The sequence below is a fragment of the Shewanella marisflavi genome (assembly GCF_002215585.1).
GTDB classification, from domain to species: domain Bacteria; phylum Pseudomonadota; class Gammaproteobacteria; order Enterobacterales; family Shewanellaceae; genus Shewanella; species Shewanella marisflavi.
Map to the genome: position 1 here is coordinate 1,775,363 of NZ_CP022272.1, position 16,238 is coordinate 1,791,600.

Here is a 16,238-nt window from a genome sequence, read left to right on the forward strand (position 1 = left end):
AATATTGCTTGAGCCTTTATTTTTTTAAGTTGGAAAGATATGGCACTTTTGCAGATCGCTGAACCCGGACAGAGCGCCGCACCGCACCAGCATAGGCTGGCGGTAGGCATTGACTTAGGTACAACCAACTCTCTGGTGGCGGCAGTACGCAGCGGCGTCGCCGACACCTTGGCAGACGAATCTGGCCGTCATGCATTAGCATCAGTGGTGCGTTACAGTGAAGATGGAGTCCAGGTAGGAGTCGATGCCGAACGTTTTTCGGCCCAAGACCCGCTTAATACTGTGGTCTCGGTGAAACGTTTCATGGGACGCAGCCTGAGTGATATTCAGGCCAAGGATGCCTCACTTCCTTATCAGTTCTCCGCCAGTGAAAACGGCCTGCCGCTGTTTAATACCCAGGCGGGCCAGTTTAACCCTATTCAAATTTCGGCTGACATTCTAAGACCCTTGGTCGAACGCGCCGAAAAGACCCTAGGCGGTTCGTTAGAAGGTGTGGTGATCACAGTCCCCGCCTATTTTGATGATGCCCAGCGTCAGGGCACCAAGGAAGCGGCAAGCTTGCTTGGGGTCAAGGTGCTGCGTCTGCTTAATGAACCTACTGCCGCGGCTATCGCCTACGGGCTCGATTCGGGTCAAGAAGGGGTGATAGCCATCTATGATTTGGGTGGTGGTACCTTCGATATTTCTATTTTACGCCTCAACAAAGGGGTGTTTGAAGTGATGGCCACCGGCGGCGATTCGGCCCTGGGCGGCGATGATTTCGATCATGCCTTAGCCGAGCATCTGCAGCAGAGCTGGCAACTTTCAAGCCTCACGGCCAGTGAGCGTCGTGCACTGCTTATTGAGAGTCGTCGCGTGAAAGAAGCGCTAACCGAGCAGGAAAGCGTAACTGCTCGCCTGACGATGGCTGCGGGCGAGGTATTTGAGCAAGTGGTTGACAAGGCACAGTTTGATGCCCTGATTGAACCACTGGTTAAGAAGACAATTGCCAGCTGTCGCCGCGCTTTGCGTGATGCCGGTATCAGTGCCGACGAGGTGCTTGAAACCGTCATGGTGGGTGGCTCGACCCGTGTGCCTCTGGTGCGTGAACGTGTCGAAGGTTTCTTCGGTAAGGCGCCTTTGACCTCTATCGATCCCGATCGCGTGGTCGCTATCGGCGCAGCGATTCAGGCCGATATTCTGGTGGGCAACAAGCCTGAATCTGATCTCTTGCTATTGGATGTGATCCCTCTTTCTTTAGGGATCGAGACCATGGGCGGATTGGTGGAAAAAGTGGTTTCCCGCAATACGACTATTCCAGTTGCCCGTGCCCAGGAGTTTACTACCTTTAAAGATGGTCAAACTGCCATGGCATTCCATGTGGTGCAGGGCGAGCGTGAGCTGGTGGCAGATTGTCGCTCTCTGGCGCGTTTTACCCTCAAAGGTATACCGCCAATGGCAGCAGGTGCGGCGCATATTCGCGTTACCTTCCAGGTTGATGCCGATGGTTTGCTCAGTGTCACCGCCATGGAGAAATCGTCTGGCGTTCAGGCAACCATTCAGGTTAAACCTTCATTCGGTCTTACCGATGAAGAGATTGGCACTATGCTCAAAGATTCGATGGCCCATGCTAAAGATGACATCGAGCGTCGTATGTTGGCTGAGCAGCAAGTAGAAGCCGCTCGGGTGCTTGAGTCTTTATCGGCCGCATTGGCCAAAGATGGTGCCCTGCTTGATGCCGAAGAGTCTGCGGCGATCGCCAAGGGAATGACTCACCTGGCTGAAGTGGCCAGTCAAGAAGATACGGATGCTATCGAGAAGGCTATAGCGTCGCTTGACGATGCCAGCCAAAGCTTTGCAGCAAAACGTATGGATAATTCCATTCGATTGGCGCTTAAAGGCCAGTCGGTTGACAAACTATAGGTAACAATATGCCTCAAATCGTTTTTTTACCCCATGAAGAGTTATGTCCAGATGGTGCGGTTGTCGAAGCACAGGTGGGCGAAACCGTATTAGATGTCGCACTGCGTAACGGCATCACCATTGAACATGCCTGTGAGAAATCTTGTGCCTGTACCACTTGCCACGTGATCATTCGTGAAGGCTTTGATGAACTCGAAGAGAGCGATGAGCTCGAAGATGACATGCTCGATAAGGCATGGGGTCTGGAGCCTGAGAGTCGTCTATCGTGCCAGTCTAAGGTGCCAGATAGCGATCTTGTGGTAGAGATCCCTAAATACACGATTAACATGGTTAGCGAAGGATAGACTGGGTTAACGTGTGTATAGAAGAGAAAGGCCGGTCATGATGACTGGCTTTTTTGTCTCTGAAATAGGCAAAAGGGCTAGACTTAAGGTACCGCATTTAAGACTAAGAGGCGTTACTATGAAATGGATAGATTCTCTCGATGTTGCTCTGGCGCTACTTGAAGCGCACCCAGAAGTTGACCCTAGCCAAATCCGCTTTACCGATCTGCGCGATTGGGTGCTGGCGCTCGATGAGTTTGATGATGATCCCGAACACTGTAATGAGCGGGTGTTAGAAGCGATTCAAGCCTGCTGGATCAATGAGTATTAACCCTGACCCGAGCGGCTAAAGCCTCGCGGCCGCTCGATTATGCGACTTGCTGTGCTAACTGGATCCCATTGGCCTTGATGACAGTTTGATGAATGTCTCATTCATCTGGTTATAAAGGTAGGTTTTTCGGATTTTATTTCGTATAATCCGCGCGAATTTTTAAAAACCTGTTTAATGAAGGAAGCTAGACATGGCTATCGAACGTACTTTTTCTATCATCAAGCCTGATGCAGTTGCTAAAAACCACATTGGTGCTATCTATAACCGTTTTGAAACAGCTGGCCTGAAAATCATTGCTTCTAAAATGGTTCACCTAAGCAAAGAGCAAGCTGAAGGTTTCTACGCTGAGCACAGCGAGCGTCCTTTCTTCGGTGCATTGGTTGAGTTCATGACTTCTGGTCCTATCATGGTTCAAGTGCTAGAAGGCGAAAACGCTGTTTTGGCTAACCGTGAAATCATGGGTGCCACTAACCCAGCTGAAGCTGCTCGCGGTACTCTGCGTGCTGATTTCGCTGACAGCATTGACGAGAATGCCGTTCACGGTTCAGACGCTGTTGCTTCTGCTGAGCGTGAAATCGCTTATTTCTTCAGCGCTGAAGAGCTTTGCCCACGTACTCGTTAATTCGAGCGTGATGCAAACATTAACGAGAAGGAGCCCTAGGGCTCCTTTTTTGTATCTGGGATTTGGGGCAAAATAGCCTGAAAGTAAATCATGATGAGAAGTCGATGAAAATTTTAGCCGATGAAAACATGCCCTATGTCGAGGCCCTGTTTGCCGAACTAGGGGAGGTGGAGCGTGTCGATGGCCGCACCCTGAACGCCGAGCAGGTAAAAGAGGCTGATGTCCTGCTGGTACGCTCGGTCACCAAGGTGAATAAGTCATTGCTACAGGACTGCGAGCGATTGACCTTTGTCGGCAGCGCCACCATTGGCATGGATCATCTGGACTTAGACTATCTCAAACAGCGCGGCATCTTCTGTACCAATGCGCCGGGCTGCAACGCTGTGGCTGTTGGCGAGTACGCCTTCAATGCCATGCTCGAATTGGCCAGACGCTTTAATACCCAGCTCAAGGGGAAAACCGTCGGCATCGTTGGCGCGGGTAACACGGGTACGGCGCTGCAAAAGTGCCTTGAGGCCTATGGGGTCAAAACCTTGCTCAACGATCCCCTGCTTGAAGAAGCGGGCGATGGGCGCGAGTTTGTCTCTTTAGATGAACTCGTTGAGCGCTGTGATGTGATCTCTTTGCATGTGCCTCTGACCCGTGATGGCTATCATCCGACATATTATCTTTTCGATGAGGTGCGCCTTAAGTCGCTCGCAGATGGCTGCTGGCTGCTGAACTGCTGCCGCGGCGAGGTGATCGACAACCGAGCTCTTATCGAGGTGAAAAAGCTGCGGGATGATCTCAAGTTGGTGCTGGATGTGTGGGAAGGTGAGCCCCATCCCATGGCCGAACTCGTGCCATTAGTTGAGATCGCCACACCGCACATTGCGGGCTATAGCCTAGAAGGTAAGGCCCGCGGTACCTTTATGTTGTATCAGGCCTTAATGGCACGCCTTGGCAGAGAGGCCGACAAGTCCCTCACCAGTCTGTTGCCGCCATTGTGGAGCCATCAATTGTCGCCCCTGTCTGTGCCCGATGAAAAGGCGCTGCTTAGCCTAGTGCGTCTGGTTTACGACCTGCGTGATGACGATGAACTGTTTCGTCAGCGATTCCAAAACGACAAGGGCTTCGACCAGATGAGAAAAAATCACAAACATCGGCGTGAATTTAGTGCGTTAATGCTAGCCAATAACGCGGGTTCTGATGTAGATTGGTTGCTCGAATTAGGTTTTTCAGGAGTCGGTCTGTAATTATGTCGCAGGAATTTAACGTAGTCGTTTTAGGTGCATCGGGAGCCGTGGGTCAAACAATGATTGAGATCCTCGAAGAACGCAACTTTCCCGTTGCGAATTTGTACCCTTTAGCCAGTAGTCGTAGTGCGGGCGATACGGTAACTTTCCATGGTAAACAGGTCGAGATTTTAGACGTGGAAAGCTTCGATTGGTCTCAGGCGCAGTTGGGATTCTTCTCTGCTGGCGGTGACGTATCGGCCAAGTGGGCACCCATTGCAGCAGAGCATGGTTGTGTTGTGATCGACAACACATCACATTTCCGTTACGACATCGATATTCCTCTAGTGGTCCCCGAGGTTAACCCTCAGGCGATTGCCGATTTCCGTAACCGCAATATTATTGCCAACCCTAACTGTTCAACCATTCAGATGCTGGTGGCCCTAAAGCCTATCTATGATGCCTTTGGGATCTCTCGCATCAATGTGGCGACCTATCAGTCGGTATCGGGTTCAGGCAAGCAGGCGATCGAAGAGCTGGCCAATCAGTGCGCTAAGCTGCTACAAGGTCTGCCAGTTGAGCCAAAGGCTTACCCTAAGCAGATCGCCTTCAATGTGCTGCCGCAGATCGACAAGTTTATGGATAACGGCTACACCAAAGAAGAGATGAAGATGGTGTGGGAAACCCAGAAGATCTTTGGCGACGATCAGATAGTCGTTAACCCAACGGCGGTGCGTGTGCCTGTGTTCTACGGTCACTCGGAAGCCGTACATATCGAAACGGTGCAGCCGGCGAGTGCAGATGATGTTAAAGCTGTGTTGCATAACGCTCCGGGTGTAGAGCTGTTTGAGTCTAACGAAGAGTACCCAACTGCAGTGACCGAGGCGGCAGGTACCGATCCGGTTTATGTGGGGCGTGTGCGTGAAGATATCTCTCACCCTAACGGTATAAACCTTTGGGTAGTCTCTGATAATATTAGAAAAGGCGCGGCGTTAAACAGCGTGCAGATCGCTGAAGTTTTGATTAGAGATTATTACTGATCCCATTAATAGGATGAGTAACTGTAGAAAAAGCCTGCATCATGCAGGCTTTTTTTGTGTTATCACTTGTTTTTGAAATGTGAACAGTAGCAGGCCACCTAAATCTGGTTTATAGTAATCTCAATAAATACAATTGCCTAAAGCATGCTGCCAAATGGCAGTTAATCATCGCTTGAAAGGGAAGAATTGATGAACTTTCGCACATCGCATCTTGCTGGTCTGCTAGCCAGCGCACTGCTTGTTCTCTCGTCGACATCGGGTTTTTTATCTGCTGCTGAACCCCTTAATATCACAGGTCCTGATGGCGAAACCCGCCAGACCCTGCGCCAATACGGACCGACGACCGCGTCTGATACCTTTTGGAGCATTGCTCAGAAGACTCGTCCCGATTCCAGTGTGACCGTGTATCAGGTGATGGCGGCTATCTATGAAGCCAACCCTCACGCCTTTTCCAGTGATAACTACAACAGCCTAGAGAAAGGCATGATTCTGCTTATCCCCTCTAAAGAGGTGATGCAGGCGATTCCTAAGAGTCTGGCGAAACAGCAGGCACAAAATAACGACAAAGGCTGGCGCCAGAAACCACAAACGGTTGCAGCTAAACCGGTTCCCGCGCCGCAAACCGAGGCAAAGGTGGAGCCTCAGCCAGAATCACCATCAGAGCCACAGCCAAGCAGCCAACCTGTGTTGAAGGTCAGTGTCGAGCAGCAAAAACAGATTGAAGAGCTCACAGCCAAGCTGGAAAGCGAGCAGGCCAAGAATCTGTCGCTGACCGATGAGCTGGCAAGGGCTCAGGATCAGCTGAATCTGGGTAATAACGATACCGAGATGCTGCAAAGCAAGATAGATGAACAGAGCGCGCGTATCGCCGAGTTAGAAGAGGCGCTGCTGATCCAAAAAGAGCAGAAAGCGCAGCTTAATAGCGAAGTCGAACAGCTACGTCAGCAGCTGGCCGCCGCCACTCAGCCTGTCACGCCGAAAGAACCTGATGACAGCTGGCGCACCATAATGAGCAACCCACTCTATATCGGGCTGGCCGCTGCCATTCCGGCGTTGCTGCTGCTCGTGTTGGTTTGGTTAGGGCTCAAGCGCCGCAATAGTAAAAATGAAGCGGTAGAGCAAGAGCAAGCTGCGCCGATCACGCCGCCAATCGATGATGCACCAAAAGCGCCTGCGCCAGAAGCTAGCGAAGAGCTGATGGCGATACGTCTTGATAATGACGATGAGGCTGACTCCCTCGATTCATTGATGAAGGTCGATGACAATGCACTTAAGCCTGAGGCTGACCTAAGTGACGAGGCTGCTCCGCTCGATAGCGCTGCCGATATGGTGGTGGATGCCGGCGATGAGCAGGTGATGTCACCTATCGAAGATGAAGGTCAATCTCTGGACGATCTTTGGGCCGAGGCGATGGGAGAGCAGGAGCAAGAAGAGACTCAGGCTCCTCAAGAAGATGATTTGGACAGCTTGCTTGCCGAGCTTGATGCACCCGCAGAGGAACCGGTTGAAGCGCCGAAGGCTGCGGCTGATGAATCGGCACAGACCGAAACCGATCTTGATGACTTGTTAGCTGAGTTCGAACAGGCAGAGACAAGCGCCGATGAACCTAAAGAGGAAGATCTTGATGCGCTGCTGGCTGAGTTTGATCTGCCTGCCGACGAGCCAAAGGTCATGCCACAGGAGGAGCCAGAGGCGCTAGCCGAAGAAGCGCCGTCACTTGAGGTTCCAACAGAAGACGAGACGCTTGCCGATGAAATAGCCCAAGAGCTTGAGAGCGCTATCGAAGATAAAGGTGATGAGCAGCTTGTTGATGATACCGATCTCGATGCCTTGTTAGCTGGGTTTGATACCGAAGAAGCGTCAGAATCCGCTAAAGAAGAGCAAGAAGCGACTGCTCAAGATGAGGACGCCGAAGAGAAAGCGCGTCAGCTGGCTGCAGAGCTCGATGAAGGCGGTGATGAAACAGCAGGGGCGGATCTGGACGCGCTACTTGCCGAATTTGAACCACAAGCAACAGCGGTCGAGGATGACTCGTCCGAAGAACAGGCTGCTCAAGAAGAAACGCCTCAAGATGACGCGCCCTCGTTAGAGGCCGCAGAGGAAGCCGTTGAGCCTAGTGAGGTTGCCCTCGAGGAGCCAGAGCAGGAAGAGGTCAAAACATCGACTCTTGAACCTTTAGCCTTTGAGCTTGATGAAGCGCCTGCCGATAAGGGCGATGCAGATAAAGACGATGAAGCGGTGGATCTCGATGCCTTGCTGGCCGATCTCGAGTCGGCAGAAGAGAGCGAGGATACGCCCAAGTCCGATAAGGGCGAGTCAGGTTTCTTCGATGATTTGAAAGGCAACAAGCGTAGCAATGACAATATGCTTGAGTGGGATGCGTCTGCTTTAACCGATGCGGAACCGAGTGCAGATGAGCCTCTCGATGATGACGATGATAGTATCGCTTTGCAGCTTGATGATGACGATAGCCTAACGGTTGATCAGGCGCTGGCGGCCCTCGATGCGGCCGAGAAGAAGCACCCGGCTAGAGCCGTTCCTGAGCACGATCTTACCGCATTCCAACAGGATAATGGTTTTATCGATATCGATAGGCTGCTCAATGAGGCCGATGAAGAGCAACTCGATGTCGACCAGTATAAAGAGCTGGATGTGGATATGGGCGAGCTGGATAATCTGATGGGCAACGCCACTATGGTGGATGTTGACGATGAAGAGAACGCCGTCAATGCCAAATTGGATCTGGCGCGTGCCTATATCGAAATCGATGATATGGACAGTGCCAAGGCCCTACTGAAAGAGGTCGAGCTAGACGGAAACGATCGCCAGCAGGCGGAAGCCAAGAAACTGCTCGATGATCTTTAAGGTCTAGCGTTCGGTATAAAAACGGTGCTCAGGCACCGTTTTTTTATGTCGCAGCTTGATACAGTTAGCTATCCAGTTCGGCGTGACACTATGCTAGAATCCGCCGCCTAGTGAAATTTTAATAAACCATGAGGACAGGTATTTCATGCGCGTAGCATTAGGTATCGAATATGATGGCAGCCGTTATTTTGGCTGGCAACGTCAGGCCGAAGTCGATTCGGTACAAGCCCAGCTCGAGAGAGCGCTCTCTTTTGTTGCCAACGAACCCATTTCGATTCAATGCGCCGGACGCACAGATGCCGGTGTGCACGCCACGGGGCAGGTGATCCATTTTGAGACCAGCGCCGTGCGTAAAGAGAGTGCCTGGACCTTAGGTGTTAACGTTAACTTGCCCGATGATATTGCCGTGCGTTGGGCCAAGGAGGTGGACGATGAGTTTCATGCCCGTTTCACCGCCACCGCCCGTCGTTACCGTTACATGATCTATAACCATCAGTTCCGTCCGGGGATCCTCCGCTCTGGGGTGAGTCATTATCCGGGGCTGATTGATGAAACCAAGATGCATGAGGCGGCTCAGTACCTGCTGGGCGAGCAGGATTTTACCAGCTTTCGTGCCATTCAATGTCAGTCCAACACCCCGTTTCGCTGTGTTCACGAGGTCAATGTGACGCGTCAGGGGATGTATATCTGCGTCGATATCAAAGCCAATGCCTTCTTGCATCACATGGTACGTAACATTGTCGGCTCCCTGCTTGAGGTGGGCTATGGCCGTCAACCTGTGAGCTGGATTGAAGAGCTGCTGGCATTAAAAGATCGCACTAAGGCGGCGGCAACGGCTAAGCCTAATGGCCTGTATCTGGTGGATGTGACCTATCCTGAGCAGTATGCCTTACCTAAGCTGGCCCTGGGCCCGCTGTTTATGCTCGATTAACCCTGAATTGAAACCTAAGAATTAGACCAATATCGCTATGACGCCTGTACCCAATGCACAATCAAGCCTAGATACTTGGCTGGCACACCTGCTGGCTATTCATCCTACCGAAATTGATATGGGCCTTAGCCGTGTCTCGGCGGTGGCAAAAATCATGGGACTGCAGAGCCTAGGCAGTACCAAGGTGGTCACCGTTGCCGGCACTAACGGCAAGGGAACCACTTGCGCCATGATAGAAGCCATCATGACGCAGGCGGGTCAACGAGTGGGGGTATACAGCTCTCCCCACATGCTTAAATACAATGAGCGTGTGCGTATCAATGGGGTTGATGCCAGCGACGAGGCGCTTATTGAGGCGTTTTGCGCCATCGACGCGGCGCGCGGCGCCACCTCTCTGACCTTTTTTGAATATGCCACCTTAGCGGGCCTCTACCTGTTTAAACAGGCAAAGCTGGATCTTGTGCTGCTTGAAGTGGGTCTGGGTGGACGACTCGATGCCACTAACATCATAGATGCCGATATCGCGGTGATCACAGCTATCGATCTTGACCATCAGGAATATCTTGGTGACACCCGGGAGCTGGTGGGGCGTGAAAAGGCTGGGATCATGCGTACTGCGCGCCCTGTGGTGATAGGGGAGCCGGACCTTCCCGAGACAGTGGTTGAATACGCCCATGCTATTGGTGCCCAAATGGTGCGGGTGGACCATGAGTTCAGCTACCAGGTCACTGAGTCCGACTGGTGCTTTAGCGCCAACGGAGCAGTGCTGGGCAACTTATCACTCCCCGATCTGCCACTGCCTACGCTACCACTTGCTAACGCGGCGACGGCGGTTGCCGTGGTGAGCCTATTAGAGACCGAGTTGCCCCGCGGCGCAATCAATTCAGGGTTGAACAGTGCCAGATTGAGCGGGCGGTTCGAAGTGGTCAGTGAGCAGCCTAAGATCATCTTAGATGTTGCCCATAATCCCCATGCGGCGCGCTATCTCTCGCAGCTGCTTAAGGCCTATGATGGCCAGCGGATCTTCGCTCTGTGCGGCATGTTAAAGGATAAGGATTGCCGCGCCGTGCTCGGTCTGCTCGATGAACAGGTGCATGCCTGGTATCTGACGGATCTTGACTGCGAACGCAGCGCCAAGGCAGAAGATCTTCTGAGTTACCTGGGAGAGGGCAAGCAAGCCATGGCTTTTTCATCGGTTCGCCATGCTTATCAGGCGTTAAAACAGGAGATTAACCAATCCGATGTGGTAATTGTGTTTGGCTCCTTTTACACTGTGGCTGAGTTTAAGCAATTGGACCTTGGGTGAATGCAGGTGGATGAAGTAGAAGTCAAACAAGAGAAAATATCGAGCCAGTTTCAAAACCGTTTAGTCGGCATCATAGTATTGGTGGCTCTGGGGGTCATTTTTCTGCCCGATATCTTAGACGGTAAGAAACAGCATCAGGAAGAGCAGTTTGCCGAGATCCCTTTGCGTCCTCAGTTTGAATCTGACAGCAATGCCCTGCAGTCATTCGAGCCTATCGATCTCAGTGAGCAGGAAGAGCAATTTAATCAGAACTTGCCAGCATCAGAGACTGATAGCACTGCGGCAAACGGCAGCACCTCTTCGGCCAAGCCTGGTGATTCTGGCTCAAGTAACGCTGAGGCCAGCAATTCAGCTTTAAGCAAAAATGAGTCAAGTAAGACTGAAACGGCAAAGCAGGATAGCAAAGCGACCAGTGAGCCAGCAGTCGCTAGCTCAGCCTACACGCTTCAGCTGGGCAGTTTCAAGAATGCCGCTAACGTTAATGCCCTAGTGAAACGTTTGCGAGACCAAGGTTACCGAGCCTATACAGTGCCGAAAAAACCTGTTGATGGTCAGTTGACCAAGGTGTTTGTGGGGCCGGATATCTCTAAGGCGAAATTGCAGAAACTGCAGACCAAGCTGGATAAGTTTACCGGTCTTAAATCGGCTGTGGTCGACTATAACCCGCTGCTATAGTCCGCTGCTATAATGGTCCCGATATGAGATACGAAGCCCAGGCAATTGCCTGGGCTTTTTTATTCTAAGGTTAAGGAGAGGTGGATTGAGTTCAGAATTCAGTGTCCGTAATTGCGGATAAACTAAATCAATTTTAAATCAGGCTAGGGGGTGAGAATGTCTTCAGTCTCTGGTAAAATCCCGCCGTCTTAATGCTAATGCTGGATCACCTTATTCAATGGTTTGGATCGATTATGCCATTATTGCGGTTATCGCAATCTCGACTTTAATTAGTCTACTTCGTGGTTTCGTTAAAGAGGCTATGTCACTCGTGGTCTGGTTTGCCGCCTTCTTTGTTGCAAGTCAGTTTTATGAAGACCTCGCCGTCTACCTGACCCAGATGAAAGATGAGTTTGTGCGCAATGGCATTGCCATCGCTATCCTCTTTGTCTCAACTCTTATCCTCGGCGCTTTGGTTAATTATCTTATCGGCCAGTTGGTGGCCAAGACCGGCCTGTCGGGCACAGACAGAGTGCTGGGCCTTTGTTTCGGTGCCTTGCGCGGCGCCTTGATCGTCAGCGCGATACTCTTTTTCTTGGATGCGTTTACCGGCGCGCCCAAAACAGATTGGTGGGCCAGCTCGCAGCTGGTTCCCGAATTCGGAGTGGTTATCCAATGGTTTTTTGACTATGTGGAAAACACCTCAAGCTTTGTACCCAAAATATAACAATCTTAAGCGGATTAACGCCTCTGCCCAGAGCAAAGGCGAACATAATAATTATCAGAACATCTTAAAATGAGGAAACCTACCCATGTGTGGTATCGTCGGAATAGTTGGCCGATCATCGGTTAATCAGACAATCTATGATGCACTTACTGTGCTACAGCATCGTGGCCAGGACGCTGCGGGTATTGTCACCGTAGATGGTAATGCGTTTAGATTGCGTAAGGCCAATGGTCTGGTAAGAGACGTTTTTGAACCTAAGCATATGCAGCGTCTGCAAGGCTCTGCGGGCATAGGTCACGTACGTTACCCAACTGCGGGTAGCTCAAGTGCTTCAGAGGCGCAGCCTTTTTATGTTAACTCGCCATTTGGTATCTCTTTGGCTCATAACGGTAACCTGACCAATACGGTTGAGTTGCACGAACGCCTGCTGAAGCAGCGCCGTCACGTTAATACGACCTCTGATTCTGAGGTACTGCTCAACCTGTTAGCAGATGAATTGCAACACACCAATAGTCAGTTCCTGACTGCCGATGAGGTATTTGAGGCGGTCACTAAGGTACACGATGTGACTCGTGGTGCTTATGCTGTGGCGGCAATGATTATCGGTCAAGGCCTGGTAGCGTTTCGCGATCCTTACGGTATTCGTCCTCTGGTACTGGGTAAGCATGAGACAGAGCAGGGCACCGAATATATGGTGGCCTCTGAGAGTGTCGCACTCGATGCCGTCGGCTTTGAGACAATGCGTGATGTCGCGCCGGGTGAAGCTATCTATATCTCACTTGATGGCCAACTCTATACCCGCCAGTGCGCCAAGTCGCCTAGCTATTCACCTTGTATCTTCGAATACGTTTACTTTGCCCGCCCTGACTCGACTATCGATAAGGTGTCAGTCTATGGTAGCCGTGTGAACATGGGTACCATGCTGGGTGAAAAGATTAAGAAAGAGTGGGAAGATCACGATATTGACGTGGTGATCCCTATTCCTGAAACTTCTTGCGATATCGCCCTTGAGATCGCCCGTAATCTTGACTTGCCATACCGTCAGGGCTTCGTGAAGAACCGTTATATCGGGCGTACCTTCATTATGCCTGGTCAGCAGGAGCGTAAGAAGTCAGTGCGCCGTAAGCTTAACGCCATTAACGCCGAATTTAAGGGGAAGAATGTGCTGCTGGTGGATGACTCTATTGTGCGCGGTACTACTTCTGAGCAGATCATCGAGATGGCACGTGAAGCCGGTGCCAAGAAGGTGTATTTCGCCTCTGCAGCCCCTGAGATCCGCTTCCCTAACGTCTATGGTATCGACATGCCGACTTCGAGCGAACTGATCGCCCATGGTCGCGACGCCGATGAGATCAATAAGCTGATTGGTGCCGATGGTATTATCTTCCAAGATCTAGAAGATCTGATCGAAGCCGTCCGTCAGCAAAACCCAGATATTAAGCGTTTTGAAACTTCGGTGTTTGATGGCAACTACATCACCAATGATGTTGACCAAGCCTATCTGGATCATTTAACCCAGCTACGTAACGATGATGCCAAGGCCAACCGCATCAAGGATATCGGTACCAACCTGGAATTGCACAACGTCTGTCACCCATAGGGGATAGCACTGGTATGAGCAAAAAAACCGATCCTAAGGGTCGGTTTTTTTTATGGTACATTTTGCTAAGTCACTCCCTCTGTAGCCCTAATTAAATGCCTGATAGCATGGTGTTTTAATGCTTTAGTGCTATTTTTAATAATTGAACATGCATCGCCTCATGCCTGTAGCCACCCTTAGGAGTGATAAATGAAACAATTGTCCATCAGTACTAAGTTGCTTTGGATCACCTCTGCACTGTTTTTGATCATCGTTGCCATTCTCTCTTTTAGCCTCTGGTGGTCCTTAAGTGATAAGAATGCGCAGCTGGCGCAGCAGGTGCAAACCACCCTACATAACGAGACGCGGCAGCGTCTAAGTGCCAGAGCCAGTGAGTACGGTGAACGAGTGGCGGGTTTTATCAACGAGGCTTATCGGATCCCCTATTCTTTTGCCGGCATGATGGAGCAGAGCGCTAGCTCTCAGCCCCTCTCTCGTAATGGAGTTGAAGAGGCGGTGACTGGTGTGCTGAAAAAGAATAGCCAGCTCTCCTCCATGTACGCCCAGTTCGATCGCAATGGTTATGATGGCCGTGATGATGAATATACCGGCAATGTCAGCCACAGCGTACCCGAGACGGGTTCGCTGGAGATCTATTACACCCGTAATAGCGATGGCAGCGTCGAGCACCAGCAGGTGGATGATGCACAAGAAAAATATGTCGATACCCTTAACGAGTTTGGTGTGCGCGAAGCCGAGTGGTATCTGTGTGCCAGAGATAAAAAACGCCCCTGCTTAATGGAGCCCTACCTGTACGAAATTAGCCCTGGCAATAATGCTCTGATGACCTCGCTCACTGTGCCTGTGGTGGTAGACGGGAGTTTTCGTGGTGTGATTGGTGTGGATGTTAACCTGCCAGTGTTTCAGAAACTGATCGATGAGTTATCGGCCAGTCTCTATCAAGGCAAGGCCAAAGTGACGCTGCTTAGTCAGCAGGGCTTGGTCGTCGCGGCTAGTCATTATGATAAGAAGGCGCGGCCCTTGTCTGAGTCTATCTCGTCTCAGTTAGCCTCACAGTTGACTGGGCTGCACCGTCAGGGAGGCTATCTTGAGCAGGAAAAAAGTATTGTTGTGGCGTTTCCTATCGACATTCCACTTGCTGAGGCGCAGTGGTCTCTGGTGATTGAAGTGGATAAGGAAGATGCCTACCAGGCCGCTAATGCCATGGACGCATCTATGTCTGCTATGGCAAGTTCTCTGGGAAGCCTGTTGCTGATGGTCGGCGCCGTAGTATCTGTGATCGCCATAGTGACCATTAGTGTGGTGATTCGCTCGATAATCGCACCTCTTAAAGTGATTCAGAGCCGGGTTGAGAACCTCGCCAGTGCCGAGGGGGATTTGACTCAGCAGGTGACGGTTGAATCTCACGCCGAGCTTATCGCCTTAGGCGGCGGCATTAATGGTTTTATTACTAAGCTCAGGTTATTGATCAGTGAGCTGAAAGATTTGGCATCGCGCTCACAGGCCGAAAGTCAGGTGGCGGCAGATATTGCTCAGCAGACCCATGACAGTGTTAATCGTCAATACAGTGATATCGAGAGCGTGGTAACCGCAGTGAATCAGATGAGTGCCACGGCGCTTGAGGTGGCTAAGGCATCTGAGCAGACGGCCTCGGAAACAGAGGCGATGAGCCTTAATGTCAAAGCCGGCGAAGACAGCCTGAGTCAGGCCATGGGGTATGTGACCCAAATGTCCCAAGAATCGCTGTTGGCCAAGGAGGCCGTAGGTAAGGTGGCGGAAAGCAGCACCAATATCAGCAAGATCCTTGAGGTGATTAGCGCCATTGCCGAGCAGACTAACCTGCTGGCCCTCAATGCCGCCATCGAGGCGGCCCGCGCCGGAGAGCAAGGACGGGGTTTTGCCGTGGTGGCCGATGAGGTGCGGGCGCTAGCGTCTAAGACGCAGAGTTCGACCGATGAGATTAGTAAGTTAATCGAGTCATTGCAGCGAGAGGTCACCAGTGCCTCACAAATCATCGACCAAGGGGTAGATGGCGCACAGCGCGCGGTGGCGCAAACCGAGTCGGCCTTAAGTTCACTCAACACTATTGTGAGTCAAATTCAGGAGGTCTCAGGTCAGGTGACGCATATTGCGACGGCTGCAGAGGAGCAGAGCGCGGTGACTGAGGAGGTTAACCGTAATATCACGGGTATTTCCGATTCCGCTTCTGAGCTGGCACGTTTGGCCGATGAGGCGCAGCAAAGCAGTGCCAGTCTGGCGGCTTTAGTTGAGCAGCAGCATCAGCAGCTGGGCAAGTTAAAAACCTAAGTTAATCCTCTAAGCTTTTAGGCTAGCTAGGCGTCTCTGATGAGGCGCCTTTTTAATTTGTATCGTTAGAATCTTATCTCGTGAGTCGAAGAGTGCATTGGCTAGCCACTGCGAAATGATAAGGGAAGCAGCAGTCCCTGGCTGAACCATACCAGTAACCAAATACTAAAGAGCAGGGTAAGCGCTGTACGATGCACTCTGCTACGCCGAGCGATTGCCAGCAAGGTTACGGCGCAGCTTAGCAGAAGCAGCAGGCTAAATAGTGGCAGGGGAGCGGCATGCCAAGTCACTTGCGAGTATGGCATCAAAAGCAGGACCAATGCCGTCGCCATTAGCATAGCGTAAATCAGCAAGCGGTCGGGTCGGTAGGGGGTCTTGAGTCGTGTGTGCATATTAGCCTCCGTGAATTAACCTTA

14 protein-coding genes are annotated in these 16,238 nt (G+C 51.4%); 13 read left to right on the forward strand and 1 reads right to left on the reverse strand.

What is annotated here, in order from left to right; genetic code table 11:
- Positions 1 to 39: 39 nt before the first annotated feature.
- The 13 genes from hscA (at position 40) to CFF01_RS07820 (ending at position 15,822) form a co-directional block, all read left to right on the forward strand.
- A complete protein-coding gene (gene hscA / locus CFF01_RS07760; protein WP_088904416.1) occupies positions 40 to 1,902 on the forward strand; it encodes a Fe-S protein assembly chaperone HscA in 1,863 nt (620 codons plus the stop codon).
- A gap of 8 nt (positions 1,903 to 1,910) precedes the next feature.
- Entirely contained in the window at positions 1,911 to 2,246 is a 336-nt protein-coding gene (gene fdx, locus CFF01_RS07765; RefSeq protein WP_011866109.1) for an ISC system 2Fe-2S type ferredoxin, read from the forward strand.
- Positions 2,247 to 2,364: 118 nt separating this feature from the next.
- On the forward strand, positions 2,365 to 2,556 hold the full coding sequence (iscX, locus tag CFF01_RS07770) for a Fe-S cluster assembly protein IscX (RefSeq protein WP_088904417.1): 192 nt from the start codon (positions 2,365 to 2,367) through the stop codon (positions 2,554 to 2,556).
- Between the two features lie 190 nt (positions 2,557 to 2,746).
- Positions 2,747 to 3,178, forward strand: coding sequence for a nucleoside-diphosphate kinase (gene ndk / locus CFF01_RS07775; protein ID WP_011866107.1), 432 nt, complete (start codon positions 2,747 to 2,749; stop codon positions 3,176 to 3,178).
- Between the two features lie 104 nt (positions 3,179 to 3,282).
- Entirely contained in the window at positions 3,283 to 4,413 is a 1,131-nt protein-coding gene (locus tag CFF01_RS07780) for a 4-phosphoerythronate dehydrogenase (protein ID WP_088905901.1), read from the forward strand.
- A gap of 2 nt (positions 4,414 to 4,415) precedes the next feature.
- A complete protein-coding gene (locus CFF01_RS07785) occupies positions 4,416 to 5,432 on the forward strand; it encodes an aspartate-semialdehyde dehydrogenase (protein ID WP_088904418.1) in 1,017 nt (338 codons plus the stop codon).
- A gap of 189 nt (positions 5,433 to 5,621) precedes the next feature.
- Entirely contained in the window at positions 5,622 to 8,297 is a 2,676-nt protein-coding gene (locus CFF01_RS07790; protein ID WP_088904419.1) for a FimV/HubP family polar landmark protein, read from the forward strand.
- Between the two features lie 145 nt (positions 8,298 to 8,442).
- Positions 8,443 to 9,228, forward strand: a complete 786-nt coding sequence (gene truA / locus CFF01_RS07795; RefSeq protein ID WP_033539181.1) for a tRNA pseudouridine(38-40) synthase TruA — start codon at positions 8,443 to 8,445, stop codon at positions 9,226 to 9,228.
- Positions 9,229 to 9,265: 37 nt separating this feature from the next.
- Complete coding sequence (folC, locus tag CFF01_RS07800) at positions 9,266 to 10,534, forward strand: bifunctional tetrahydrofolate synthase/dihydrofolate synthase (RefSeq protein ID WP_088904420.1); 1,269 nt, start codon at positions 9,266 to 9,268, stop codon at positions 10,532 to 10,534.
- 36 nt (positions 10,535 to 10,570) lie between these two features.
- The gene (gene dedD / locus CFF01_RS07805; RefSeq protein ID WP_088905902.1) at positions 10,571 to 11,209 is read left to right on the forward strand and encodes a cell division protein DedD; all 639 of its coding nucleotides are present in this window, start codon (positions 10,571 to 10,573) and stop codon (positions 11,207 to 11,209) included.
- Between the two features lie 217 nt (positions 11,210 to 11,426).
- Positions 11,427 to 11,915 carry a CvpA family protein gene (locus CFF01_RS07810; protein WP_033539183.1) on the forward strand — a complete coding sequence of 163 codons (489 nt, stop codon included), beginning with the start codon at positions 11,427 to 11,429 and terminating at the stop codon, positions 11,913 to 11,915.
- 85 nt (positions 11,916 to 12,000) lie between these two features.
- Entirely contained in the window at positions 12,001 to 13,515 is a 1,515-nt protein-coding gene (purF, locus tag CFF01_RS07815) for an amidophosphoribosyltransferase (RefSeq protein WP_088904421.1), read from the forward strand.
- 189 nt (positions 13,516 to 13,704) lie between these two features.
- Positions 13,705 to 15,822 (forward strand): methyl-accepting chemotaxis protein, encoded by a 2,118-nt coding sequence (locus CFF01_RS07820; RefSeq protein ID WP_088904422.1) that lies wholly within the window; start codon positions 13,705 to 13,707, stop codon positions 15,820 to 15,822.
- Between the two features lie 101 nt (positions 15,823 to 15,923).
- On the opposite strand, the gene CFF01_RS07825 is transcribed toward CFF01_RS07820, so the two are convergent.
- Positions 15,924 to 16,214, reverse strand: a complete 291-nt coding sequence (locus tag CFF01_RS07825) for a hypothetical protein (protein WP_088904423.1) — start codon at positions 16,212 to 16,214, stop codon at positions 15,924 to 15,926.
- Positions 16,215 to 16,238 lie beyond the last annotated feature (24 nt).